20 protein-coding genes are annotated in these 23,380 nt (G+C 69.4%); 16 read left to right on the top strand and 4 right to left on the bottom strand.

Annotation, left to right across the window (positions count from 1 at the left end):
- The first annotated feature begins 13 nt into the window (after nucleotides 1-13).
- Nucleotides 14-391, top strand: a complete 378-nt coding sequence (locus tag ABS642_RS12085; protein ID WP_350350251.1) for a hypothetical protein — start codon at nucleotides 14-16, stop codon at nucleotides 389-391.
- 4 nt (nucleotides 392-395) lie between these two features.
- The gene (locus ABS642_RS12080; RefSeq protein ID WP_350350250.1) at nucleotides 396-1,211 is read left to right on the top strand and encodes a nitroreductase family protein; all 816 of its coding nucleotides are present in this window, start codon (nucleotides 396-398) and stop codon (nucleotides 1,209-1,211) included.
- A gap of 9 nt (nucleotides 1,212-1,220) precedes the next feature.
- Here ABS642_RS12080 and ABS642_RS12075 read toward each other — a convergent pair whose 3' ends face one another.
- Nucleotides 1,221-2,750 carry an FAD-dependent oxidoreductase gene (locus ABS642_RS12075; protein ID WP_350350249.1) on the bottom strand — a complete coding sequence of 510 codons (1,530 nt, stop codon included), beginning with the start codon at nucleotides 2,748-2,750 and terminating at the stop codon, nucleotides 1,221-1,223.
- Nucleotides 2,751-2,836: 86 nt separating this feature from the next.
- On the opposite strand from ABS642_RS12075, the gene ABS642_RS12070 reads away from it, so the two are divergent.
- The 10 genes from ABS642_RS12070 to ABS642_RS12025 all read left to right on the top strand — a co-directional run bounded on the left by ABS642_RS12070 (nucleotide 2,837) and on the right by ABS642_RS12025 (nucleotide 13,953).
- Complete coding sequence (locus ABS642_RS12070) at nucleotides 2,837-3,235, top strand: CrcB family protein (RefSeq protein WP_350350248.1); 399 nt, start codon at nucleotides 2,837-2,839, stop codon at nucleotides 3,233-3,235.
- Nucleotides 3,232-3,591 carry a CrcB family protein gene (locus tag ABS642_RS12065; protein WP_350350247.1) on the top strand — a complete coding sequence of 120 codons (360 nt, stop codon included), beginning with the start codon at nucleotides 3,232-3,234 and terminating at the stop codon, nucleotides 3,589-3,591. Before ABS642_RS12070 ends, ABS642_RS12065 begins: the two co-directional genes overlap by 4 nt.
- A 136-nt stretch (nucleotides 3,592-3,727) precedes the next feature.
- A complete protein-coding gene (locus ABS642_RS12060; RefSeq protein ID WP_350350246.1) occupies nucleotides 3,728-4,999 on the top strand; it encodes a sugar ABC transporter substrate-binding protein in 1,272 nt (423 codons plus the stop codon).
- Between the two features lie 4 nt (nucleotides 5,000-5,003).
- Complete coding sequence (locus ABS642_RS12055; protein WP_350350245.1) at nucleotides 5,004-5,963, top strand: sugar ABC transporter permease; 960 nt, start codon at nucleotides 5,004-5,006, stop codon at nucleotides 5,961-5,963.
- The gene (locus ABS642_RS12050; RefSeq protein ID WP_350350244.1) at nucleotides 5,956-6,849 is read left to right on the top strand and encodes a carbohydrate ABC transporter permease; all 894 of its coding nucleotides are present in this window, start codon (nucleotides 5,956-5,958) and stop codon (nucleotides 6,847-6,849) included. The genes ABS642_RS12055 and ABS642_RS12050 overlap by 8 nt, the downstream gene beginning before the upstream one ends.
- 3 nt (nucleotides 6,850-6,852) lie before the next feature.
- Entirely contained in the window at nucleotides 6,853-7,908 is a 1,056-nt protein-coding gene (locus ABS642_RS12045; protein ID WP_282214801.1) for a LacI family DNA-binding transcriptional regulator, read from the top strand.
- 43 nt (nucleotides 7,909-7,951) lie between these two features.
- Nucleotides 7,952-9,133: a Gfo/Idh/MocA family oxidoreductase gene (locus ABS642_RS12040; RefSeq protein WP_350350243.1), complete on the top strand. Its 1,182-nt coding sequence runs from the start codon at nucleotides 7,952-7,954 to the stop codon at nucleotides 9,131-9,133.
- On the top strand, nucleotides 9,130-10,089 hold the full coding sequence (locus ABS642_RS12035; RefSeq protein ID WP_350350242.1) for a DMT family transporter: 960 nt from the start codon (nucleotides 9,130-9,132) through the stop codon (nucleotides 10,087-10,089). The genes ABS642_RS12040 and ABS642_RS12035 overlap by 4 nt, the downstream gene beginning before the upstream one ends.
- 78 nt (nucleotides 10,090-10,167) lie before the next feature.
- The gene (locus ABS642_RS12030) at nucleotides 10,168-10,767 is read left to right on the top strand and encodes a TetR family transcriptional regulator (RefSeq protein WP_282214798.1); all 600 of its coding nucleotides are present in this window, start codon (nucleotides 10,168-10,170) and stop codon (nucleotides 10,765-10,767) included.
- Between the two features lie 15 nt (nucleotides 10,768-10,782).
- Nucleotides 10,783-13,953 carry an efflux RND transporter permease subunit gene (locus ABS642_RS12025; protein ID WP_350350241.1) on the top strand — a complete coding sequence of 1,057 codons (3,171 nt, stop codon included), beginning with the start codon at nucleotides 10,783-10,785 and terminating at the stop codon, nucleotides 13,951-13,953.
- Nucleotides 13,954-14,058: 105 nt separating this feature from the next.
- On the opposite strand, the gene ABS642_RS12020 is transcribed toward ABS642_RS12025, so the two are convergent.
- Nucleotides 14,059-14,955, bottom strand: coding sequence for an aldose 1-epimerase family protein (locus ABS642_RS12020; protein WP_350350240.1), 897 nt, complete (start codon nucleotides 14,953-14,955; stop codon nucleotides 14,059-14,061).
- 276 nt (nucleotides 14,956-15,231) lie between these two features.
- Here ABS642_RS12020 and ABS642_RS12015 point away from each other — a divergent pair, with 276 nt between their 5' ends.
- Nucleotides 15,232-17,496 carry a DEAD/DEAH box helicase gene (locus ABS642_RS12015; RefSeq protein ID WP_350350239.1) on the top strand — a complete coding sequence of 755 codons (2,265 nt, stop codon included), beginning with the start codon at nucleotides 15,232-15,234 and terminating at the stop codon, nucleotides 17,494-17,496.
- Nucleotides 17,497-17,698: 202 nt separating this feature from the next.
- Here the strand turns inward: ABS642_RS12015 and ABS642_RS12010 are convergent, their stop codons facing one another.
- Nucleotides 17,699-18,238 carry a YaeQ family protein gene (locus ABS642_RS12010; protein ID WP_350350238.1) on the bottom strand — a complete coding sequence of 180 codons (540 nt, stop codon included), beginning with the start codon at nucleotides 18,236-18,238 and terminating at the stop codon, nucleotides 17,699-17,701.
- A gap of 37 nt (nucleotides 18,239-18,275) precedes the next feature.
- Nucleotides 18,276-19,394 (bottom strand): Rv2578c family radical SAM protein, encoded by a 1,119-nt coding sequence (locus tag ABS642_RS12005; RefSeq protein ID WP_350350237.1) that lies wholly within the window; start codon nucleotides 19,392-19,394, stop codon nucleotides 18,276-18,278.
- 135 nt (nucleotides 19,395-19,529) lie between these two features.
- Here ABS642_RS12005 and ABS642_RS12000 point away from each other — a divergent pair, with 135 nt between their 5' ends.
- The 3 genes from ABS642_RS12000 to ABS642_RS11990 all read left to right on the top strand — a co-directional run bounded on the left by ABS642_RS12000 (nucleotide 19,530) and on the right by ABS642_RS11990 (nucleotide 23,339).
- The gene (locus tag ABS642_RS12000; RefSeq protein WP_350350236.1) at nucleotides 19,530-20,462 is read left to right on the top strand and encodes a M15 family metallopeptidase; all 933 of its coding nucleotides are present in this window, start codon (nucleotides 19,530-19,532) and stop codon (nucleotides 20,460-20,462) included.
- A 151-nt stretch (nucleotides 20,463-20,613) separates the two neighbouring features.
- Entirely contained in the window at nucleotides 20,614-21,777 is a 1,164-nt protein-coding gene (locus tag ABS642_RS11995; RefSeq protein ID WP_282214791.1) for an acyl-CoA dehydrogenase family protein, read from the top strand.
- Between the two features lie 221 nt (nucleotides 21,778-21,998).
- Nucleotides 21,999-23,339 carry a DUF222 domain-containing protein gene (locus tag ABS642_RS11990; RefSeq protein WP_350350235.1) on the top strand — a complete coding sequence of 447 codons (1,341 nt, stop codon included), beginning with the start codon at nucleotides 21,999-22,001 and terminating at the stop codon, nucleotides 23,337-23,339.
- The last annotated feature ends 41 nt before the right edge of the window (nucleotides 23,340-23,380 follow it).

Here is a 23,380-nt window from a genome sequence, read left to right as displayed (position 1 = left end):
GTATGGTCGGGACATGAGGCAACGGGCGCAGCGCACGAACGCCGCGCCGCTGTTCGTCGCCGCGGCGATCGCGTACACCGCCAACGCCGCCCTCGGCACGGCTGTCGCGACCCGGGCCGTCGACACCTCCGAATTCCGGTGGGTGCACCACGCGCTCTACATCGCGACGTGCGCGACGACAGCAGCCGCTGCGGCCGGCGGGCTGTTCTGCGCGAGACCGCGCGGAGCGAGCCGTCGCGCAGCCCTGCTGCTCGTGCCCGCCGCCGCGCCGCTCGCCGCGATCCCGTACCTCGGAACGCACAGCCGTCGGCATCCGCTCGTCGCGCTCGCCGCCGCGCCCTTCCTCCTCGCGGGCCTCGTGTGCTCGCTCCTGCCCTCCGACCGGAAGTGAACGCATGGAACTGCTCGACGCCATCCGCCGCCGCAAGACCACGAACGGGCCGCTCCTGCCGGACCCGGTCTCCGAGGAGCACCAGCGCCTGCTGCTCGAAGCGGCCGGACGCGCTCCCTCGCAGCTGAACAGCCAGCCCTGGAGATTCGTCGTGATCGAGAGTCGCGACACCATCGAGCAGATCGCGCGCATCTCAGGCGAGAGCATGACCGAGGCGATGTCGAACGGCACCTTCTTCGAGCGGTACAAGCCGTACTTCCGCTTCAGCGAGGCCGAGATGGATGAGAAGCGCAGCGGGATGCTGTTCGACAAGCTGCCCGCCGCGCTCCGGCCCTTCACCAGCCAGGTGTTCACCAAGCGCGGGCAGACACTGATGAACACGTTCGGTGTGCCGAAGACACTGGGATCGGAGAACCGGAAGCTCGTCGCGGGGTCGCCCCTGCTTCTGGGGGTCATGCTCGATCGCAGCGAGTACCGCCCCGGCCAGCTCTCGTCGTTCTACTCGGTGTTCAGCATGGGCGCGGCGATGGAGAACATCTGGCTCACCACGGTCGAGCTCGGCATGGGCATCCAGTTCATCTCCTTCCCGATGGAGGTGCCCGGTCGGTGGGAGGAGATCATCAGCCTGCTGAAGGTGCCCGACGACCTCGAGCTGATGGCCGTGTACCGGCTCGGCTACCTGCCGCCGGACCAGCGCCGCCCGGCGATCGACTGGTCGAGCAGTCAGCGCAAGCTCGCCTCGCAGTACGTGTTCCGCGAGAACTGCGAGGTCCCGCAGCAGGGCTGGGACGACGCGCCAACACTCCCGCACGAGGCGTGACGTCAGGCGTCAGCTGCTGCCAACGCGGGGCAGCTCCGGGAGGTCCTTGAGTGCCGGGCCTTCGATGCGCGTGCCGTCCGGAGCGAACCGCGAGGCGTGCAGCGGGCAATCCCACGTGCACTCGGCATCGTTCCACTCCAGCACTCCGCCGAGATGCGTGCACACCGCGGAGACGGCGCGCGTGACCCCGTCGACGGTCGAGATCCCGACCGGGAGTCCGGCCCGGTTGGCCCGCACTCCGCTGCCCTCTTCGGGGCGCGGAACCGGGACCGATCGTGATTCGGCCCCCACCCACCCGGAGGCGGCCGCCGCCGCGACCTTGGCGCCCTCGACGGCGCCCGTCGCGAGATCGGCCGGCACGGTCAGTCGCGTGGCGATCGCGTTCATCCAGCGCGGCCGGTCGCGCCAGCCCGTGCCGAGGATCTCGGCGGTCAGCCGCAGTGCGGCGGCCGGAGCGTTCGAGAGTCCCCATTTCGCGTAGCCGGTGGCGAAGCGGATCGCGCCGAGTCCGCGCGGCATCGCTCCCACGAACGGGATCTGGTTGTGCGACGTGTAGTCCTGCGCCGACCAGCGGTGCGTCTCCTCCGCCCCGGGGAAGTGCTGCGCGGTCCACGAGACCAGGTCGTCGATCGCGGCGGCCTCGCTGTCCGAGCGTCCGACCGGGTGGCCGTTGCCGCCGACGACGAGCTGCGCCGTGTCGGCCGGCCCGTCGGTCTCCGACACGGGGCGGACGGAGCGGGTCGAGCCGTCGATCGAGAGGAAGGTGCCGGTCGGCACCTCGCCGGGCACCCGGAACGAGACGCAGTACGACCGCATCCCGCTGGTCTTGGTGAAGTAGAGGCCGCGGTCGAGGATCGGGCTTCCGGTGGCGAGCACGATGTGGTCGGCGAAGACCGGTCCGTCCGCCGTCTCGACGCGCGGCGAGGGGAGTGCGTGCACGCCCGTGGCGCGGATGCCGGTGTGCAGCGTCCCGCCCTCCTCGAGGAACTCGCCGGCGAGGGCGCGCGTGACGGTCACGGGGTCGATCGTCACCTGGTCGTCGAGCGCGACAGCGCCGGCGGCCGGGAACGGGGCCGCGTCCAGGTCGCCGGGGGTCAGCATCCTCGTCGCGAGCCCCGCCTCGCGGGCGGCCGCGTGCTGTGCCCGCAGCGTCTCGAGTCCCTCCGGTGTCTGCGCGTAGGAATGGTCGGGGCGCCAGGTGTACGGGACTCCCGCGGTCTCGGCGAACGCGAGCAGCCACTCCATGCCCTGGCGGTTGGCGTCGACGTAGGCGCGCACGAGCGCGGCAGGGTGGTGGCGGCGGATCTCCGCGAGCCGCTTGCCCTGCAGCAGCGAGAGCTTGCCGGTGTTCCCGCCCGTCGCGAGCTCGGCGATGTCGCCGGATTCGATCACGGCCACGTCGAGCCCGGCGCGGGTGAGCATCACCGCGGTGGTCAGGCCGGTGATCCCCGCTCCCACGATGACCACGTCGTGCTGGGCGCCCGGCTCGAGCGGCGAACCGAGGAGCGGGGACGTGTCGATCTTCCAGAGCGGATTCATGCGCTCAGTCAACGCCCTCGGCGGCTCGGGTCCCACTGCCTTGACATCGGGGCGCCGCGCTGCCACAGGCGACTACAGTGACGAAAGTGAACCTCCGCCGCGTCCTGCTCGTCGCCCTCGGCGGCACGGTCGGCACCGCGGCGAGGCTGGGCCTCGGACTCGTCATCCCGGATGCGGGCGGCTTCCCGATCGCGGTGCTGCTCGCGAACGTCGTCGGCGCTCTGCTGATCGGTGTGCTGGTGGCGCGCCCCCTCGACAGGCGCGGGGAGACCGCTGCTGCGGAGATTCGGCTGCTGCTCGGCACCGGTGTGCTCGGCGGGTTCACGACGTACAGCGCCTTCATGACCGGAACGGTGTCGCTGTGGGCGGATGCTCCGCTCATCGCGGCCGCCTACGCCGCCGGAAGTCTCGCGCTCGGCCTCGGCGCCGCCGCGCTGGGGCTGCGCATCGGTCGACCCCGCCCGGCCTCAGGGGCGGCGTCGTGAGTCCGCTGCTCTTCCTCGGTGCCGCGCTCGCCGGCGGACTCGGGGCGGTGCTGCGCTATCTCGCCGACCTCGGAGTCGCCCGCGTCGCCGGGCGCCGCTTCCCGTGGGGCATCCTGCTGGTGAACATCACGGGCTCCTTCGCCCTCGGTGTCGTCACGACCGCGCTGCCGGATGCCGCGTTCCTCCTCGGGGCCGGCCTCCTCGGCGGATACACGACGTTCAGCACCGCCATGCTCGACACCGTCGCCCTGTGGCGCGACGGGGAGCGTCCGGCATCCGTCGTCAACGCGATCGGGATGCTGCTGCTCGGACTCGTCGCGGCGGGACTCGGGCTGGCTCTCGGCGCTTCGATCTGACGAGAGCCGCTCACCGAATTGACGGTTGCGCTCTGCCGGGCATCCGGGTTATCGTCGTGCTAATCGTTTAACGCTAAACGGTTAACACGCGCTTTCCCCCTGCATCACGACGCAGAAACTGTCAAAGGAGACACCGATGCCCCGCACCTCCCTCCGCGCCTTCGGCGCCCTGGCCGCCACCGCGGCCGCCGTCCTCGCCCTGAGCGCCTGCTCATCCACGCCGTCCGGCGAGGGCTCGTCGGGCGGCGACGTCACCCTCAGCTACGCCATCTGGGATGAGAACCAGAAACCGGCGATGGAGGAGATCGCCGCGGCGTTCACCGAAGAGAACCCGAACGTCACGATCGACATCCAGGTCACTCCGACCAAGGAGTACTGGACCAAGCTGCAGACGGCGGCGAGCGGTGGAGCGGCCGCGGACGTGTTCTGGATGAACGGCCCGAACTTCCAGCTCTACGCGTCGAACGGCCAGCTGGCTCCGCTCGACGACTCCGCCATCGACCCCGCCGACTACCCGGAGGCCCTCGCCGAGCTCTACACCTTCGACGGCAAGCTCTACGGCGCGCCCAAGGACTTCGACACCGTCGCGCTCTGGTACAACACCGCGCTCTTCGACGCCGCCGGAGTCGAGTATCCGACCGCTGACTGGACGTGGGATGACCTCAAGGACGCGGCGAAGAAGCTGACGGATCCGGCGAAGGGCCAGTACGGGATCGCCGCGAGCCAGTACGGCCAGGAGAACTACTACAACTCGATCGCTCAGGCGGGTGGCGAGGTCGTCTCCGCCGACGGCACCGAGAGCGGATACGGGTCGGACGAGGCGCTCGAAGGCATCGAACTGTGGACGGATCTCATCGCCAGCGGTTCATCGCCGACGGCGCAGCAGCTGACCGACACCAACCCGGAGGACTTCTTCCTCTCGGGCAAGGTCGCGATGTTCCAGAACGGGTCGTGGGCTGCCGGAGCCTACGCGGACAACGCGGACATCGGCGGCTCCGTGAACGTGGCTCCGCTCTCGGCGGGACCCGAGGGGAACCAGAGCGTGATCCACGGGTTGGCCAACGTCGCCAACGCGAAGAGCCCGCATCTCGAAGAGGCGAAGGCCTTCGCCGCCTTCGCGTCCGGAGAGCAGGCGGCGAAGATCCAGGCCGAGACGGGAACCGTCATCCCCGCCTTCAACGGCACGCAGCAGGCCTGGGTGGATGCACTGCCCCAGTACGACCTGCAGGTCTACATCGACGCGCTCGACACGGCGGTGCCCTACCCGGTGTCGAAGAACACGTCCGCCTGGACGAGCATCGAGAGCGAAGTGCTGTCGCAGGTCTGGTCGGGCGCGGTCTCGCCGAAGGACGGCCTCCAGGACCTCGCCGAGCAGATGCAGGCGGCCCTGGACGCCGAACAGGAGTGATCCCATGACCGTCGTCGCGTCACCCCCGCGCGCCTCGGCAGAGCGGATGCCGGAGGCCCCGCGCCCCGGCATCCGCCGCCGCCGGCGCAACCCCGGCGCCTCCCCGTGGTGGGCGCTGGTCTTCCTCGGCCCCACGGCCCTGGGGATCACCGCGTTCTACCTGTGGCCGACGGTGCGCACCCTGATCATCTCGTTCACCAGGTCCGGGCCGTTCGGCGGCTCGGAGTGGGTCGGCATCGAGAACTACACCCGCCTGTTCCAGGATGCCGAGCTGATCGGGGCGCTGCGCAACACCGCGCTCTACACGGTGATCGCCCTGATCGGCATCCCTCTCGCCGTGGCGATCGCCGCACTCCTGAACACGACAGGGCTCAAGGGCCGCAGCGTCTACCGCACCCTCTACTTCATCCCCGTGGTCACGATGCCCGCGGCGATCGCGCTGGTGTGGCGGATGATCTACAACGGCGATTACGGCGTGCTCAACGCGGCGCTCGGTGCCGTCGGCATCGACGGTCGCAGCTGGCTCACCGACCCGAACACCGCGCTCATCGCGATCGCGGTCGTGGGCATCTGGGCCGGCCTCGGCACGAACATCGTCATCTTCCTCGCGGGACTGCAGGGCATCCCCGACACGATCATGGAGGCCGCCGACCTCGACGGCGCCGGACCCGTGCGCAAGTTCTTCTCGATCACGATCCCGCTGCTGTCGCCGTCGATCTTCTTCGTCAGCGTGATCAGCGTGATCGGCGCGCTGCAGGTGTTCGACCTCATCTACATGATGCTCGGCCGCAGCAACCCCGCGATGCCGAACACCCGCACCGTGGTCTACCTGTTCTACGAAGCGGGCTTCCTCGACAACGACCGCGGCTACGCGGCCGCCGTCGCCTTCCTCCTGCTCGTGATCATCCTGCTGCTCACCGTCGTCCAGTTCCGTTTGCAGAAGAAGTGGGTGCACTATGAGTGACGTCTCGCTCGACACGCGTGCCATCGTCGGCGCGTCCCCTCGACGGGGGCGCTCGATGGCCGGTCGCACGACCAGCCGCGGTCTCTGGATCGTGCACGTCGTGCTCCTCATCGGCGCGGTGCTGATGGTCTTCCCCTTCCTCTGGCAGCTGCTCACCTCGTTCAAGACGCTGTCCGACTCCGTGCAGGTGCCGCCGAGCCTGCTGCCGCGCGAATGGGTCTTCACGAACTTCGCCGAGGTCTTCGAGTCGATGCCGTTCGCCCAGATGTTCCTCAACTCGGTGTGGCTCACCGTCGGACGCACGGTCGGTCAGGTGCTGCTGTGCACGATGGCCGGGTACGCGTTCGCGCGCATCCCGTTCCCCGGACGCAACGCCCTCTTCGTGCTCTTCCTCTCGGTCCTGATGGTGCCGTCGCAGCTGTACCTGCTGCCGCAGTACGAGATCATCCAGGCGCTCGGCTGGCTGAACACCCTGCAGGCGCTGATCGTGCCCGGCATCTTCAGCGCGTTCGGCACGTTCCTGATGCGGCAGTTCTTCCTGTCGATGCCGGCCGAGCTCGAAGAGGCTGCGCGCATCGACGGGGCGAATCCGTGGCAGACCTTCTGGCGCATCATGGTTCCGCTCGCGAAGCCTGGCATCATCGCTCTCGTGGTGTTCACTGTGCTCTGGTCGTGGAACGACCTCCTCTGGCCGCTGATCGTGACGACCGATCCGGCGAAGATGCCGCTGTCCGTCGGGCTCTCTCAGCTGGTCGGCCTGCACGGCACCGACTACCCCGTGCTGATGGCCGGAGCGCTCCTGGCGACGCTGCCGATGCTGGTGACGTTCATGATCCTGCAGCGGCAGTTCATCCAGGGCATCGCCTTCAGCGGATCGAAAGGCTGAATCATGGCGCAGCGCGAACATTCGGCGCCCCGGCGACCGACCCTCCGCATGGTGGCCGAGCGCGCGGGGGTGTCGACGGCGACCGTGTCGTACGTCTTCTCCGGGCGATCGGGATCCACCGGCGCCGGGGTCGCCGAGGCGACGGCCGCCCGCGTGCTGGCCGCAGCGGAAGAGCTCAACTACCGACCGAACAGCGCGGCGCGGTCGATCCGCACTGGTCGCAGCGGCATGGTGCAGCTCTCGCTGCATCTGCTCAGCGACCCGTGGTCTCTGGCCGTCGCCGACGCCGTGAACGCCGAGGCGAACCGCCACGGTCTCACGACGCTGATCCTCGCCGACGGCGACTGGCACGCAGCCCTCGACCGGGTCGAGAGCGACGTCGCCTATCTCGACGGAGTCGGACTCGGCGAGGACGCGAGGCGCAAGCTGCAGGAACTCGTGCAGCGCGGTCAGCGCCTCGTGGTGTTCTCGGAGTCGCTCGAACCCGACGGCTTCGACGTCATCCGCTCGGATGCCATCCCCGGATGCGAGCTCGCGATGGACCACCTCCTCGAGCGGCACACCGCGATCGGATGCATCGCCGCCGAGGGTGCCGTGCGCCTCGCACCCGAGCAGGTCACGCGCTACACGCCCTACCTCGAGAAGCTGGCGGCGGCGGGCATCGAACCCGACCCGGACTGGACCGTCACCTACGAGGAGACACCCGCCAGCGCCTTCACCGCCGCGGTCACGCTGCTCTCGCGCGACGACCGTCCCCGCGCGATCTACGCCACGACCGACTTCGCCGCCATCGCCGCGATCAACGCCGCGCACATGCTCGGACTCCGAGTGCCGCACGACGTCGCCGTGGTGGGCGTGGGCAACACGCCCGACGCGAGCCTCGTGGCGCCGACGCTGACGACGGTCGGACCGACCGACTTCTACGAGCGCCAGGCGAGCATCATCATCGACCGCGCTCTCGAGAGCGAACCCTCACCGGGGCGACGGCACGATTTCCCCTGGACGCTCTTCCCCGGAGGCTCGACGGATCTCGACGCCCCCACCGCGCGGCCGCGCTGACGCGGCCCCGCCCACACACCTCTCACCTCACAGAAGGACCATCGTGGATCTCAAGATCGGCATCATCGGCTTCGGCGCGCGCTCGACCCTGCAGGAAGAGGTGCATCGCCCCGGCAAGGGGTCGCGCATCACGGCCGTCTGCGACCTCGCCGACCGCGCCAGGCAGGACGCGAGCGCCCTGCTGCCCGACGCGCTCGTCACGGATTCGCTCGACGAGCTCCTCGCGTCCGGTGTCGACGCGGTGATGGTGCTCACCCCCGACGACACCCACGCGGCGCTCAGCATCCGCGCTCTGGAGGTGGGGGTTCCCGTGTTCTGCGAGAAGCCGCTCGCCATCGACCTCGCCGATGCCGATGCCATGCTCGAGACGGCCCGCCGCACCGGGACGCGTCTCTACATCGGCCACAACATGCGGCACATGCCCCTCATCACCCTGATGCGCGACCTCATCCAGGCCGGTCGCATCGGCGAGGTCAAGGCGGTGTGGGTGCGCCACTTCGTCGGGCACGGCGGCGACTTCTACTTCAAGGACTGGCACGCCGACCGGCGACGCACCAACGGGTTGCTCCTGCAGAAGGGCGCCCATGACATCGACATCATCCACTGGCTCGCCGGCGCGTACACCGAGCAGGTCGCCGCGATGGGCGCGCTGAGCGTCTACGGCGACATCGACGATCGGCGCGAGCGGACGAACGAGCGCATGCGGGACTGGTTCAGCGTCGACAACTGGCCGCCGACCTCCCTCACAGGGCTCAATCCCGTGATCGATGTGGAGGACATCTCGATGGTCAACATGCGGCTCGAAGGCGGAATCCTCGCGTCGTACCAGCAGTGCCACTTCACGCCCGACTACTGGCGCAACTACACCGTGATCGGCACCGAGGGTCGGATCGAGAACTTCGGCGATGTGGCGGGCAGCGAGGTCAAGCTGTGGAACCGACGTCACGCCGGAGCCGCAGACGCCGACGAGGTGTTCATCGTCCCGGCGGTGCCGGATGCCGGGCACGACGGCGCCGACGCGCTGCTCGTCGCCGAGTTCCTGCGGTTCGTCCGCGACGGCGGCCTCACCGAGACGTCACCCGTCGCGGCACGAGAGGCCGTGGCGGCCGGCATCCTCGCGACGGTGTCCCTGCGCGGCGACGGCTCGTCGATCTCGATCCCGCCGCTGGACCCCGACCTCGCGGCCTACTTCGAACGGGGACAGGTCGAGGTCGCGCTGGTATGAGCTCGGCCGGCGGCACGCGGCCACAGCAGGAGTCATTGCTCCGGGAATCGCTGCTGCTGGTCGTGCTGCTCGCGGCGACCTGGGTGATCGCGGGCTTCGCGCTCGAAGGCGCCGGAGTCGGCGTCGTCGCGGCGGGCCGCGCGGGGTTCGCCGCGCTCGGGCTGTTCCTCCTGACGCTGCTGCCGCGCCGAGGGGGAGCACGCTCTGCCCCGCCGGATCGGACACCCGCCGGCCGGGGGTGCGCCTGGTGGCAGCTCGGCATCCTGTCCCTCACCGGGGTCACCGGGTACACCGTGCTCTCGACGGTCGCGATCTCCCTCGCCGGCCCCGCCATCCCGAGCCTCATCCTCGCCCTCTCCCCGGTCGTCACTCTCGTCGCGGAGAGCCTGCTGAGCCGAGTGCGGATGTCGCTCCTCGTGCTCGCCTCGACGACCGTCGCCATCGTCGGCGCCGTGCTCTATGTCCTTCCTCGCCTCGGCGCACCGGGCGGGGCGAGTGTCCTCGGCGTGCTGGCCGCCGTCGGCGCGATGCTGTCCATGGCGGCGTACGGTCTGCTGTTCGCGCACCTCAATCGGGGCCGACGCGGGCCGATGGCTCCGCGCATCCTGCCGATCTTCGCCCTCGGCAGCGTCCCTCTCGTGCTCTGGGCCGTCGTCGAGGTCTGGTCGGGCGGCCTGTTCGAGCCCTGGGCGATCCTGGCGCTGGCCGTGCTGGGCCTGGCCGTGTACGTGCCCGCGTATCTGGTGCAGCACCGCATCATCGCGACCGCCGGTGCCTCCCATGCGGCGCTCCTCGGGCTCGCGGTGCCGCCGGTCGTCGGACTCGCCGCCGCGGTCCTCGGCCTCGCCGCTCTGCCGCAGCCGCTGCAGGTGTGGGGGATCGTGCTCACGCTGGCGGGGATGCTCGTCGTGATCCGATCGAGGTCGCAGCGCCCGCGGTCGACGGCGTCGCGCTGAGCGGACGGCACGGCTCCCAGCATCCTCACAATCCGGAAATGTACAAACGTACATGTACGTAAGTCCAGGGGGTGCCCGATGGGGGAGAGCACGCGTCGCCGACGTGACCCTGAAGCGCGCCGCCGGGAGATCGTCACCGCCGCGGCGGAGCTGATCGTCGAGGTCGGCGCCGACGGCGTCACCCACCGCATGGTCGCGGCGCGCGCCGGCGTTCCGCTCGGCGCCACCACGCAGTACTTCGACACGCTCGACGACCTCCGCTCCGCCGCCCTCCGCGCGCTCGCGGACGAGGTCGACGCGCGCCTCGACGGTGTGCGCATCGCTCTCGCCCAGCGCGGGGTGAGCCCGGCCGTGATCGCCGATCTGATCACCGAGGGCCTCGACGACGCCCGTGCCGTGAAAGCCGATCGGGCCGTCGTCACCGCCGCGATCCACGACCCCCGCCTGCGCAAGCTCGCGCGGCATCTCTCCGAGCAGCTGGTCTCCTTCCTCGAGCCCGCCTACGGGTACGACAGGGCGACGGCCGCGATGATCTTCATCGACGGCGTCATGTGGAGCACCCAGATCCGGGAGACCACCCTGGATCGCGCGTTCATCGAGACCGTGCTCACGCAGCTCCTCGGCATGCCCGAGACTGATACCACCCCCGGTCGCACCGCAGCGTCCTCCGCACACTGAACCGAGGAATCCGCCTTGTCGAATCTCGCCGTCCTGAGCTTGAAGAACCGGGCGCTCATCGCGCTCATCACGATCGTCGCCGCGGTGTTCGGCGGGCTGGCGCTGACCAACCTCAAGCAGGAGCTCATCCCCTCGCTCGAGCTGCCCAACCTCATGGTCATGACGACGTACCCGGGCGCATCGCCCGAGGTCGTCGAGAACGACGTGTCGACGCCGGTCGAGTCGGCGATCCAGGGCGTGCCCGGCCTCGAGGGGACGACGGCGACGAGCACCACGAACGCGTCGATCGTGCAGGCGACCTTCGCCTACGGCACGAACCTCGCGACCGCGGAGCAGAAGATCCAGCAGGCCATCAACCGCATCTCGAGCCAGCTCCCCGAAGACGTGAGCCCCCAGGTGCTCGCGGTCTCGATCGACGACTTCCCGGTGATCCAGGTCGCGGTCACCGGATTCGAGGACGCCGACAACGCCCAGGCCGAGCTCCAGAGCGTCGCGATCCCCGACCTCGAGGACGTCGACGGCGTCAATGCCGCGCAGCTCATCGGCGGCGTCGGCCAGCGCATCACCATCACCCCCGACTTCGCGCTGCTCGCCGCCGAGGGCCAGAGCACGCAGGCCATCACGTCGGCGCTGCAGCAGAACGGCACGCTCTTCCCCGGCGGTGACATCACCGAGAACGGCGAGACCCTCACCGTCCAGACGGGCGCGAAGATCACGTCGGTCGACGAGCTCGCCGCCCTCCCGCTGGTCGGCACCTCGCTGACGATCGGCGACGTGGCGACGGTCGCGCAGGAGTCCGACCCGATCAGCTCGATCTCGCGCGTCGACGGCAAGGACGCACTCTCCATCTCGATCACCAAGCTCCCCGCCGCGAACACCGTCGAGGTCTCGCAGGGCGTGCTCGCCGCGCTCGACGAGATCGGCGAGGCGTTCCCGGATGCCGAGTTCACGGTGATCTTCGATCAGGCGCCGTTCATCGTGCAGTCCATCGAGAGCCTCGCGACGGAAGGTCTCCTCGGACTGGTCTTCGCGGTGATCGTGATCCTCGTCTTCCTGCTGTCGATCCGCTCCACGCTGGTGACGGCGATCTCGATCCCGACCTCCGTGCTCATCACGTTCATCGGGCTGCAGGCGTTCGGATACTCCCTGAACATCCTGACGCTCGGCGCGCTCACGATCGCGATCGGTCGTGTGGTCGACGACTCCATCGTGGTGATCGAGAACATCAAGAGGCACTACGTCGGCGATGCCGACAAGGGCGATGCCATCAGGCTCGCCGTGCGCGAGGTCGCGATGGCCGTCACGGCGTCCACGATCACGACCGTCGCGGTGTTCCTCCCGATCGTCTTCGTCGGCGACATGGTCGGCGAGCTGTTCCGGCCGTTCGCGATGACCGTGGCGATCGCCATGATCGCCTCGCTGCTCGTCTCACTGACGATCGTGCCGGTGCTCGCCTACTGGTTCCTGCGTCCCGGCAAGCCGCTGCTCGACGAGAACGGCGTGGCCATCGACCCGGAGCACCAGGATGCTCCGCCCACTGCGCTCCAGCGCGCCTACCGGCCCATCCTCGGCTGGACCCTGAAGCACTCCGCCGTCACCGTGATCCTCGCCGTCGTGGTGCTGGGCGGCACGCTCGCCGCGGCGCCGCTGATGAAGGTCAACTTCCTCGGCGACTCGGGCCAGAACACCATGACGGTCACGCAGGACCTCGGTCCGACCGCGAGCCTCGACGCGAAGTCGGAGGCCGCTACCGCGGTCGAGGACGCGCTGCTGGGCGTCGACGGCATCGAGCACGTGCAGGCATCGATCGGATCGAGCGGCTCGGCGCTGCGCGACGCCTTCTCCGGCGGGGCCGGCGTCACGTACTCGGTGCTGACCGACGGCGACGCCGACCAGGAGAAGCTGCGCGCCGACGTGCAGGACGCGATCGACGGACTCGGCGACGAGGTCGGAGACGTGTCGGTGGCGGCATCCGCGGGCTTCGGCTCGAGCGACATCGAGATCTCCGTCTCGGCGTCGAACGCCGACGACCTGCAGACCGCGACGACCTCCGTGATGGAGGAGCTCGACGGGCGCGACGGCGTCGGTCAGGTGACCGACAACCTGGCGGCATCGCTGCCGTACATCGCCGTCGTGGTCGACCGTGAGGCTGCCGCGCAGCGCGGACTGTCCGAGGTCGCGGTCGGATCCATCGTGTCGAACACCATGCGCCCGACCCAGGCCGGTTCCGTCGAGATCGACGACACCGCGCTGACGATCTACATCGTCACCCCGGCGCCGCCGACCACGATCGACGCCCTGAAGACCCTCGCGATCCCGACCCCGCTCGGCATCGTCCAGCTGCAGGACATCGCGACCGTCGAGGAGCGCAACGGCCCGACGTCCATCACCACGGAGCAGGGCCGCCGCACCGCGACGATCACCGTGCCGCCGGCATCCGACAACCTCGCGACCGCGACCGCATCGGTGACCGCGGCGCTCGCCGCGGCCGAGCTGCCCGACGGTGCGTCCGCCGAGGTCGGCGGTGTCGCCTCGCAGCAGGCCGACTCGTTCTCGCAGCTGGGCCTGGCGATGCTCGCCGCGATCCTGATCGTGTACGTGGTGATGGTCGCGACGTTCAAGTCGCTGCGCCAGCCGCTGCTGCTGCTCGTGTCGGTGCCGTTCGCGGCGACCGGTGCGATCCTGCTGCAGATCGTCACGGGTGTGCCGCTCGGCGTCGCCTCGCTGATCGGCGTGCTGATGCTGATCGGCATCGTGGTGACGAACGCGATCGTGCTCATCGACCTCGTGAACCAATACCGCGAGAAGGGTCTGTCGACGATCGAGGCGGTGAAGGCCGGTGGAGAGAAGCGACTGCGTCCGATCCTCATGACGGCGCTCGCGACGATCTTCGCGCTCACCCCGATGGCGCTCGGCATCACCGGGCACGGCGGCTTCATCTCGCAGCCGCTCGCGATCGTGGTGATCGGTGGTCTCATCTCCTCGACCGTGCTGACCCTGATCGTGCTGCCGACGCTGTACAACCTCGTCGAGGGTGCGAAGGAGCGGCGTCGGGCCCGCAAGGGCGGTGGATCGGATGCCGTGGGCGCGAGTTCCGATCCGGACGCGGTCACGGTGGATGCGAGCGGTCTGCCCGACCTGTCGCACCTGACGCGACGCGAGCTGCGCGACCGCGGGGTCGTCTGATCGCACCGTCTCCTCCGGTCGTTGAGCGAGCGAAGCGAGACGAAACGCATTCGACACGGCGTTTCGTCTCGCCTGCGGCTCGCTCAACGAACGAGAAGGCAGGAATCAGTCGAGCGTGATGCCCCAGCGCAGCGTCCAGGACTCGCCCTGGGCGAGGCGACGGATGCCGAGCCCACTGTTGAGCGCATCGGCCGGTGCCGTCATCGGTTCGATCGCGACGGCCGGGTCGTGCCCCGGGTAGTTCGTCGCGGTGTACACCTGCACGAAGTCGAAGCCCTCGCCCTGCCAGAGCGTGACCCGGCGGCCGTCCGGCGCCGTGAGTGACGTGCGCGCCCGTCCGTCGCCGTCGCGGGTCAGGTCGGTGAAGCCGGTGTCGAGCGAGGCGTCGCCGAGACGGATGCCGTCGCGCAGGGCCGCGTCGGCCGGACGGGTGCCGGTGGGCAGCATCCGCTCGTCGGTCTCGAACGCGGTCGCGGCCGGAACCCGCAGCACGAGCTCGTGCGGATCGACGTCGCCGATCGTGACGAACGGGTGGGTGCCGAGGGCCACCGGCGCGGGGTCGGCCGACCGGTTCGTGAGCACGTGGATGACCTCGATGCCGGCATCCGTCAGCAGGTAGGTGACCGAGGTCTCGATCAGATACGGGTACCCGGTCTGCGGGAAGATCGTCGCGCTGAGCGTGGCCGCGGCATCCGTCTGGTCGATCTCGTAGGCCGAGAACCGCAGCAGGCCGTGGCTCGCGTTGGTGAACTTCGGCTCGGTGATCGCGAGCTGGCGCGCGGTGCCCTCGTCGTTCCACAGTCCGTCGCGCACGCGATTCGGCCAGGGCGTGAGGACGACGCCCGAGCACGACGGCGTCGGGATGTCGAGTGGGTACGGCGTCACGAGGTCGATCCCGCCGACGCGGAGGGAACGGAGAGAGGCTCCGACCTGCGCGATCTGCGCCGTGACGTCGCCGGACTGGAGGTGCACCTGGGTGCCGGTGGGGGATTCGAAGCTCACCTCGCCATCGTACGGTCGCGGAGGACTCTCTCAGGCGCGACCTGTAGACTTCTTCGGTCGGCTTCGGACACCCGCGCACAGCGCGGACGTTTTTGTGTAAGAAGTGTGAGTCCAGGGGCCGATGGTGAGCGTCGATCGACGCAAATCAACCATCACATGAATGGCCCCGGCCGCTGACAGTCCGGAACCCTGCTCCTCCCCACGGGAGGAAGCACTCGGGTGCTCGCGCGTGCGCGCAGCGCCGTTCTCGTGCGAGAACTCAGAAGGACACCTGCTTTGCCCAAGAACAAGAAGCCCCGCGGCGGACGCCCCGCCGCCAACTTCGAGCCGCGCTACGGCGCCAAGAAGACCTCTTTCCATGACCGCCACACCACGGGCCGCGACAGTGCCCGCGACGGCGCCCGCCCCGAGCGCGGTGCACGAACGGATGCCGGCGAGCGCCGCAGCGCGCCCGTCGCAGGCGGCTACGACCGTCGCCCTGGTAGCCGCAGTGCCAGCCACCGCGGCTACCGTCCGGCTGAGGCCGAGACCGGCGCTCCGAAGCAGCGCTGGAACGCGCAGGAGCGCGCCGGGCGCGACGAGGCCCGCAGCATCCGCAACCGCGCCGAGTCGGGTCGCCGTGAGGCCCCGCACCACCGCGGCGACGAGCGTCGCCCCACCGGTCCCGGCACCTACCGCGATGAGCGCGGTGGCCAGCGCTTCGATCGTGACGAGCGTCCGCGTCGTGACGACCGTGGCGCAGGCACCCAGCGTCAGGGCTTCCGCGACAACGACCACCGTGACGGCGGCCGCCCGGTTCGCGACGACCGCCGCGGCCAGCGTCCCACCGGTCCCGGCAGCTACCGCGATGAGCGCGGTGGCCAGCGCTTCGATCGTGACGAGCGTCCGCGTCGTGACGATCGCGGAGCTGCGCCCCAGGGTCGCGGCTACGACCGCCCGAACCGCGGAGGCGCCGAGCGCCCGGAGCGCTCGTACGATGCCGATCGCGCGCGCCGCGCTTTCGACCGCGATCGCACGCAGCGTTCGTTCGATGCACCGCGCGACGATCGTCCCCGCCGTGACGACCGCACCTCGTCCGACCGCACCGAGCGCCCGCGGTACGACCGCGACGCGCGCGATTCCCGCGGTGGCGAGCGGACCCGTCCGTCGACCGGCGGCGCGTACCGCACCGAGCGCGTGCGTCCGCTGACCTCGGACACCCGCGGGCGTCCGAGCCGCAACGAGCGTCCGAGCCGCAACGACTGGAACGCGACGAGCCGTCCCGCACCCGCGGCTGCGAAGTTCGAGCCGGGCGCCGACGTCGTTCACGAGCGCCTCGAGGCGAAGTCCGTCGAGGCTGTCGAGGTCGACGGCGTGAGCTTCAGCGACCTCGGGCTGGGCTCGAACATCGTCGAGACGCTGGCAGGTCTGGGAGCGGCGTCGCCGTTCGCCATCCAGGCGGCGAGCATCCCCGCCGTTCTCGAAGGACGCGACGTCCTCGCTCGTGGTCGCACGGGCTCCGGCAAGACCATCGCCTTCGGTGCCCCGCTCGTCGAGAACGTGCTGAAGTCGCAGGCCGGCAAGCGTCGTGAGTTCGGCCGGTCGCCGCGCGCGATCATCCTCGCTCCGACGCGCGAGCTCGCGCTGCAGATCGACCGCACGATCCAGCCGATCGCCCGCAGCGTCGGCCTGTTCACCACCCAGATCTACGGTGGCGTCCCGCAGGGCCGTCAGGTCGGTGCGCTCAAGAAGGGCGTGGACATCGTGATCGGCACCCCCGGTCGCGTCGAGGACCTCATCAACCAGGGCAAGCTCGACCTCTCCGACTGCCGCATCGCGGTTCTCGACGAGGCCGACCACATGTGCGAGCTCGGGTTCGTCGAGCCCGTGCAGCGCATCCTGCGTCACACGGCCGAGGGCAGCCAGAAGCTGCTCTTCTCGGCGACGCTCGACCGTGAGGTCGCGGCCCTCGTCGACGAGTTCCTGATCGATCCGGCCGTCTTCGAGGTCGCCGGTGAGGACCAGGGGTCCAGCACGATCGAGCACCGCGTGCTCGTCATCGAGCACCGCGACAAGGCCGACATCCTCACCTCGCTCGTCGACCGCGCAGGCAAGACCCTCGTCTTCGCCCGCACCCGTGCCTACGCCGACATGCTCGCCGAGCAGTTCGACGATGCCGGCATCCCGGCGGTCTCGCTGCACGGCGACCTGAACCAGGCCAAGCGCACCCGCAACCTGGAGCGCCTGACCTCGGGTCGCGTGAATGTGCTGGTGGCGACGGATGTCGCGGCCCGCGGCATCCACGTGGATGACATCGACCTGGTCGTCCAGGCCGACGCTCCCGACGAGTACAAGACGTACCTGCACCGCTCCGGCCGCACCGGTCGCGCCGGCCGCTCGGGTCGTGTCGTCACGCTCATCACGCGCCAGCGTCAGCGTCGCATGACCGAGCTGCTCGACCGGGCCGAGATCGACGCGCCGTTCGAGAACGCGCGTCTCGACGACGACATCATCGAGGAGATCACCGGTCGCATGCCGACCGCTGCGGCTCTCACGAGCTGACCCGCTTGTTCGAGAGGCCCCGTCACCGCTTCGGCGGGGGCGGGGCCCTCTCGCGCGTGCGGGGCTCCTGCGGCACAACTTCGGAGGTTGTCCCGCGACGCGCCTGCGTCGGAGTCGAACCGGCGGTGTGTCGTCGCGGGACTCCGAAGTTGTGCGGGTCGCGGGTGTCGGGTCCGGGTCGGATGCCGTCGTGATGCGCGACCTAGGCGAGCTCGTGCTCGTGGATGCTCGAGGTCAGGCTGGTGCCGTTGAGGTCCAGGTAGAGCACCTGCTCCGTGACCGTGAGGGTCATGGTGTTGCGTCGCTCGATCAGCGCCGCCGCGGCGTCGATGAAGCCAGGGTCGAAGCTGTAGACACGGATGGCGTCGGACCGGTGGATCTTCTTCCCCGCCCACGGCGCCATGACCTTCGCGGGGTCACGGTGCGTGTAGACGACGGTGCGCTCGGCGAGGCGGCTGCCGTAGTGCAGACGCTCGGCATCGGGCGCCCCGATCTCGATCCACGCCATGATCGCCCCGGTCATGTCACGCACGATCACCGCGGGCTCCTCGGTCGACGAGATGCCGTCGCCGAAGGCGATCCCCTCCGCGTGCTCGAGGCCGTGGGCCAGGACGCGGGTGACCATGTAGGCGTCCGTCTCGGACGGATGCCGGGCGACGCGCAACGCGTAGTCCTCGTAGACGCCCCGATCGGTGTCGGCCAGTTGGACGTCGAACGTGTGCATCGTGGAGCCGGTAGCCATAACCACCGAGCCTACGCGGCTGCGGCGGCGCGACCGGTCAGAACAGCATCGGCTGCGCGGGGGATGCCGCGCCCGACCTCGTCGTCCGGAACGTGACGGCCGTGCTCGAGGAGCCGGCGCTCTGATCGCCACCCTGGCGCCAGATCGACTCGACGTGACCCTGCCCCGGACGGATTCCGCGCTGCGGATAGTCGTCTTCGTGTCGGCCGTCGAGGCCATGCATGTGGATCAGCGGACGCGCACGCTTGGCGAGCCATTGCCGGTAGCCCTTCGGGGCCTCGGCGGAGACGCCGGGGTACAGCCCGCGGTACGACGAGACGAGGTCGGGGCGCGCCTCGCCGAGCCACTGGAAGAACCACGGCTTCACTCCCGCGCGGAGGTGCAGCGCGCCGTAGATCACGCTGCGGGCTCCGGCGGTCTTGATGCGGGCCAGCGCGTCGTCGATGGCGGCGACCGAGTCGGTCATGTGGGGCATGATCGGCATCAGGAACACGGTCACTCGGAACCCGGCATCCGCCAGCGCCCGCACGGTGTCGAGCCGAGCCTGGGTCGTCGGGGCTCCGGGTTCGATCGCCTTCTGCAGGTCGTCGTCGTACATGGCGATCGACATCTGCACGTCGACGGGCACGCGCTCGGCAGCCTTCACGAGCAGCGGGATGTCCCGCCGGATCAGCGTGCCCTTGGTGAGGATCGACATCGGTGTGCCGGACGCCGCGAGCGTCTCGATGATCCCCGGCATCAGCTTGTAGCGCCCCTCGGCCCGCTGGTACGGGTCGGTGTTGGTCCCGAGCGCGACGGTCTCGTGCTGCCAGCTGCCCTTGCGCAGCTCTTTCTCGAGCACCTCGACGACGTTCACCTTGACGACGATCTGCGAGTCGAAGTCGGCGCCCCCGTCGAGGTCGAGATACTCGTGTGTTCCGCGGGCGAAGCAGTAGACGCAGGCATGACTGCATCCACGGTACGGATTGATCGTCCACGCGAACGGCATCCTCGAAGCGCCCGGAACATGGTTCAACGCGGACTTCGAGAGCACCTCGTGGAACGTCATGCCGGCGAACTCGGGGGTCGTCACCGACCGCAGCACGCTCGACCGGTCTTCGAGACCGGGGAGTGCCGCGGCATCCGTCTCTCCGAGCTTCTGACCCTGCCATCGCATGCTTCATTCGAACATGTGAACGAAGTTAACGCAAGCGAGATTCGAAGTAATGTGCCATGATCCGCGGATGGCTTGAAGGTCGATATGTCGCAACCCGTACTCGCGTGATGGCCGTGTCGGGGGAGAATGGGAGCGATGCTTTCCTCGCCGCACGCCCAGCACGCGGCTCCGCGCTCCCCGATCCGCGGTCCCGCACTGCCCATCGGTGTCGCCGTGACCGCGATCGGGATGCTGTTCTCGATCGCGTCCGCACCGATGGACACGTCGGTCGAGCCCGCGTCGATGCCGGAGCCGGTCGCGGTGGTGCAGGTGCCGACGGTGAAGGTGGGGGCGACCATCGCGGCCGATCCGTGCGCCGAGCCCTCGGTGCTGGAGTCGCTGGCGAGCGGCGACGATGCGGCGACGATCGCCGGCTTCGGCGGGGGCGAGAACTTCCGGGCTGCTGTCGTCGCGGGGAACGCGCCGTGCATCTCGCTCAGCGATCCGTCGCGGCTCTGGGTGGTCGTCAACAAGACCCGCCCGCTGGATCCGATCGAGTTCGAGCCTGCGTCGCTGGACTCGGTGCCCCTGCAGATGACGACGCTCTCCGGGCTCGTGCGCTCGGACGTCGCGGTCGCTGTCGGCCAGATGGCCGATGCGGCCTCGGCAGCCGGCATCGGGGTCATCGGGGCGAACAACGGCTACCGGTCCTACAGCCTGCAGGTGTCGACGTACGATTCGCATGTCCGCGCCGAGGGGCAGGAGGGGGCGGATGCCGGTTCGGCCAGGCCCGGCCACAGCGAGCACCAGACGGGGCTCGCGCTCGACGTGGTCGCGTGCGGAGGGGGCTGCGGAGGGCTCGACGACTTCGGCGCCACGGCGCAGAGCGACTGGGTCGCTGCGCACGCCTGGGAGTACGGGTTCATCGTCCGCTACGAGGGCGTCGGCACCCCGGTGACCGGATATTCGCCCGAGCCGTGGCACCTGCGCTATGTCGGCGTCGACATCGCTGCCGCCTATCACGCGGGCGGATTCCACACGCTCGAGGAGTTCTTCGGGCTGCCCGCGGCGCCCGACTACGCCTACTGACCCGGCCGGACTGCCGGGTTTGCGGCATCCCACAAGCGCGGTACCCAGTGTCACCTTCTGTGGGATGCATTCTCACAATGACCTGCTGTGCGTCGGCATCCGGACATAGAATCGCCGGAGCAATGAGGCACGACACGTTCAGGAGGATCGCATGGAACGCGACATCTACGAAGAGGATCACGAGGCATTCCGCGACCTCGTCAAGGATTTCGTCAAGCGCTACGTCACCAACGAGACGATCGAGAAGTGGAACGCCGACGGCGAGGTCGACCGGGCCACGATGCTCGCCGCGGGCGAGGCTGGGATCATCGGCCTGTCGGTTCCCGAGGAGTTCGGCGGCGCCGGGATGCTGCAGGACTACCGCTTCCGTGCCGTCGTGAACGAAGAGGTCATCGCGGCCGGTGCGGGTTCGCTCGCCGGCGCGTTCGGCATCCAGGACGACCTGGCCGTGCCGTACCTCGTGCACATGGGCACGCAGGAGCAGAAGGAGAAGTGGCTGCCCCGCATGGCCACCGGTGAGGTCGTCGGCGCTCTCGCCATGACCGAACCCGGTGCCGGATCCGACCTCCGTGGCATCAAGACCACCGCGAAGAAGGTGGACGGCGGCTACATCGTCAACGGTGCGAAGACCTTCATCTCCTCCGGCGCCACCGCCGACCTCGTCGTCACATTCGTGAAGACGGGCGAGGGCAACCGTCCCGACGCGTTCAGCCTCGTGCTGATCGAGAACGGCATGGAGGGCTTCGACCACGGCAAGAAGCTCCACAAGATGGGCTTCCAGGGTCACGACACCGCCGAGCTGTCGTTCAGCGACGTGTTCGTGCCCGAGGAGAACCTCATCGGCGGCGTCGAGGGCAAGGGCTTCGTGCAGCTCATGATGAACCTGCCCCTCGAGCGTCTGTCGATCGGTGTCGCCGGAGCTGCGGCCGCGCAGGCCGCGCTCGACTGGACCGTCGCGTACACGAAGGACCGCGAGGCCTTCGGCGAGCGGATCATCGACTTCCAGAACACCCGCTTCAAGATCGCCGACATGGCCACCACGGTCGACGCGCTCTGGGCCTACATCGACCGCGCACTGCTCGCCTACTCGAAGGGCAAGCTCTCGGCCGAAGAGGCCGCGAAGGTCAAGTTCTGGGCGACCGAGCGCGAGTGGGAGGTGCTCGACACCGGCGTGCAGCTGCACGGAGGCTACGGCTACATCACCGAGTATCCGATCGCCCGTGCCTTCCTCGACGCCCGCGTGCACCGCATCTACGGCGGCACGAACGAGATCATGCGTGAGATCGTCGGACGGCAGATCGCGGGGAAGCGGTAGGGCCGTGATCTGATCTGCATCGGGAGCGCACGTCCGGGGATGGTTCCTGGACGTGCGCTTCTGTCTGTGGGAGTGGTGGCGGCTCCAGAGTGATCTTCACGGTCTTCCGAACTGCATGATCGGCGGATGACGACGAGCGGGTCGCGGAGCATCGGCGATATGCCGGGAATGTGTTCGAACAAAGATTCGAATGTCGGGCCATTCGCGGGTAGAATTGGGGCATGTCGAAGCTCACCGGATTGCATGAGGCGTTCACCCGCCTCGCTGCGGTGTGGGCGGATGCCGATTGCCCCACGGACCTGTCGCGGGAGCAGCTGATCGCCGTGAATGCCGCGATGGGGCTCGTGCAGCGACGACTGGATGCCGCGCACGCCGACGTCGCCGCGCGGATCGCGCACGAGTCTCGGCGTGAGCTCGGGGCGGGGAGCCTCGCGAAGGAGCAGGGCTTCCGGACGGCGGCGAAACTGCTCGCCGCGACCGGAGGGGTGTCGATGGGAGACGCGTCCCGCCTGGTGAAGGTGGGGGAGGCCACCGCACCCCGGACCGACCTGTTGGGTGGGCGGTTGCCTGCCCGGTACGAGCTGCTGCGCGAAGCGCTGGCGTCGGGCGCTCTCGGAGTGCAGGTGACGGCGCTGATCGTCGGTTTGTTGGACCGGTGCCGCGTGGTCGCCGGGGCGGAGCGCATCGGGCTGGCGGAAGAAGTGCTCGCTGAGCGGTGCACGGGACTGGGGCTGGACGATGTCCGCAAGCTGATCGCTCGCGCCGAAGCGTGGTTGGACCCCGACGGCATGCAACCGAAAGACGACGAACGCCGCGCGAAGCGGTCGGTGAACATCTTCGAACGGGACGGGATGGTGCACCTGAACGCGGTCCTCGATGCTGAGACCGCAGCTCCGGTGGTGACCGCGATCCGCGGGTTCGTGACCGCCGCTTTCGCGGCGCGGGCCGATGCCCCGAATCCGGAGGCCCCGGATGCCGACCGGCGCACGGTGGCGATGATCCAGGCCGATGCCCTCGCGATGTTCTGCGCGCACGTCCTCGGGTGCGAGTCTCGAGTGCCGCTCGCCGGTGCCACCGTGGTGGTCAGGTTGACGTTGGACGATCTCCGCGGTGGATCCGGGGCGGCGACCGTCGATGGACTCGATCAGCCGGTGAACATCGGGGCCGCGCGGCGGATGGCCGCCGGGGCCGGGATCATCCCGTGGGTCTGCGGCGGCGGGAGCGAGGTCCTCGACTGGGGGCGGGAGAAACGCCTCTTCACCCGAGCCCAACGCCTCGCCCTCGTGGAGAGAGATGGCGGCTGCGCGATGTGCGGTCTGCCACCGGGGATGACGAAAGCGCACCACATCCGATGGTGGACGAGGGACAACGGCCCCACCGATCTCAGCAACGGGGTGCTGTTGTGCGAGACGTGCCACCACCGGATCCATGACAACGGATGGGACATCCGCATCGACGGAACCGGCGTCGCCGCGAGAGTGTGGTTCATCCCGCCCGCCTACGTCGACCCCGCCCGCACGCCTCGCACCGGCGGCCGCCATCGCTTCGACATCGCCGCATGAACGACGACTCCGGCCGTAAGAACGGCACCTCGGAATCTCCG

Source organism: Microbacterium sp. A8/3-1, assembly GCF_040267695.1.
Taxonomy (GTDB): domain Bacteria; phylum Actinomycetota; class Actinomycetes; order Actinomycetales; family Microbacteriaceae; genus Microbacterium; species Microbacterium luteolum.
This window is presented reverse-complemented; position numbering and strand designations above follow the sequence as displayed.

What these genes read in the sequence shown, in the direction of transcription:
- ABS642_RS12060 (WP_350350246.1), top strand. Translation starts at nt 3,728, where the DNA reads ATGCCCCGCACCTCCCTCCGCGCCTTCGGCGCCCTGGCCGCCACCGCG.
- ABS642_RS11990 (WP_350350235.1), top strand. Translation starts at nt 21,999, where the DNA reads ATGTCGAAGCTCACCGGATTGCATGAGGCGTTCACCCGCCTCGCTGCG.
- ABS642_RS12055 (WP_350350245.1), top strand. Translation starts at nt 5,004, where the DNA reads ATGACCGTCGTCGCGTCACCCCCGCGCGCCTCGGCAGAGCGGATGCCG.
- ABS642_RS12080 (WP_350350250.1), top strand. Translation starts at nt 396, where the DNA reads ATGGAACTGCTCGACGCCATCCGCCGCCGCAAGACCACGAACGGGCCG.
- ABS642_RS12035 (WP_350350242.1), top strand. Translation starts at nt 9,130, where the DNA reads ATGAGCTCGGCCGGCGGCACGCGGCCACAGCAGGAGTCATTGCTCCGG.
- ABS642_RS12005 (WP_350350237.1), bottom strand. Translation starts at nt 19,394, where the DNA reads ATGCGATGGCAGGGTCAGAAGCTCGGAGAGACGGATGCCGCGGCACTC.
- ABS642_RS12075 (WP_350350249.1), bottom strand. Translation starts at nt 2,750, where the DNA reads ATGAATCCGCTCTGGAAGATCGACACGTCCCCGCTCCTCGGTTCGCCG.
- ABS642_RS12000 (WP_350350236.1), top strand. Translation starts at nt 19,530, where the DNA reads ATGCTTTCCTCGCCGCACGCCCAGCACGCGGCTCCGCGCTCCCCGATC.
- ABS642_RS12030 (WP_282214798.1), top strand. Translation starts at nt 10,168, where the DNA reads ATGGGGGAGAGCACGCGTCGCCGACGTGACCCTGAAGCGCGCCGCCGG.
- ABS642_RS12045 (WP_282214801.1), top strand. Translation starts at nt 6,853, where the DNA reads ATGGCGCAGCGCGAACATTCGGCGCCCCGGCGACCGACCCTCCGCATG.
- ABS642_RS12050 (WP_350350244.1), top strand. Translation starts at nt 5,956, where the DNA reads ATGAGTGACGTCTCGCTCGACACGCGTGCCATCGTCGGCGCGTCCCCT.
- ABS642_RS11995 (WP_282214791.1), top strand. Translation starts at nt 20,614, where the DNA reads ATGGAACGCGACATCTACGAAGAGGATCACGAGGCATTCCGCGACCTC.
- ABS642_RS12085 (WP_350350251.1), top strand. Translation starts at nt 14, where the DNA reads ATGAGGCAACGGGCGCAGCGCACGAACGCCGCGCCGCTGTTCGTCGCC.
- ABS642_RS12010 (WP_350350238.1), bottom strand. Translation starts at nt 18,238, where the DNA reads ATGGCTACCGGCTCCACGATGCACACGTTCGACGTCCAACTGGCCGAC.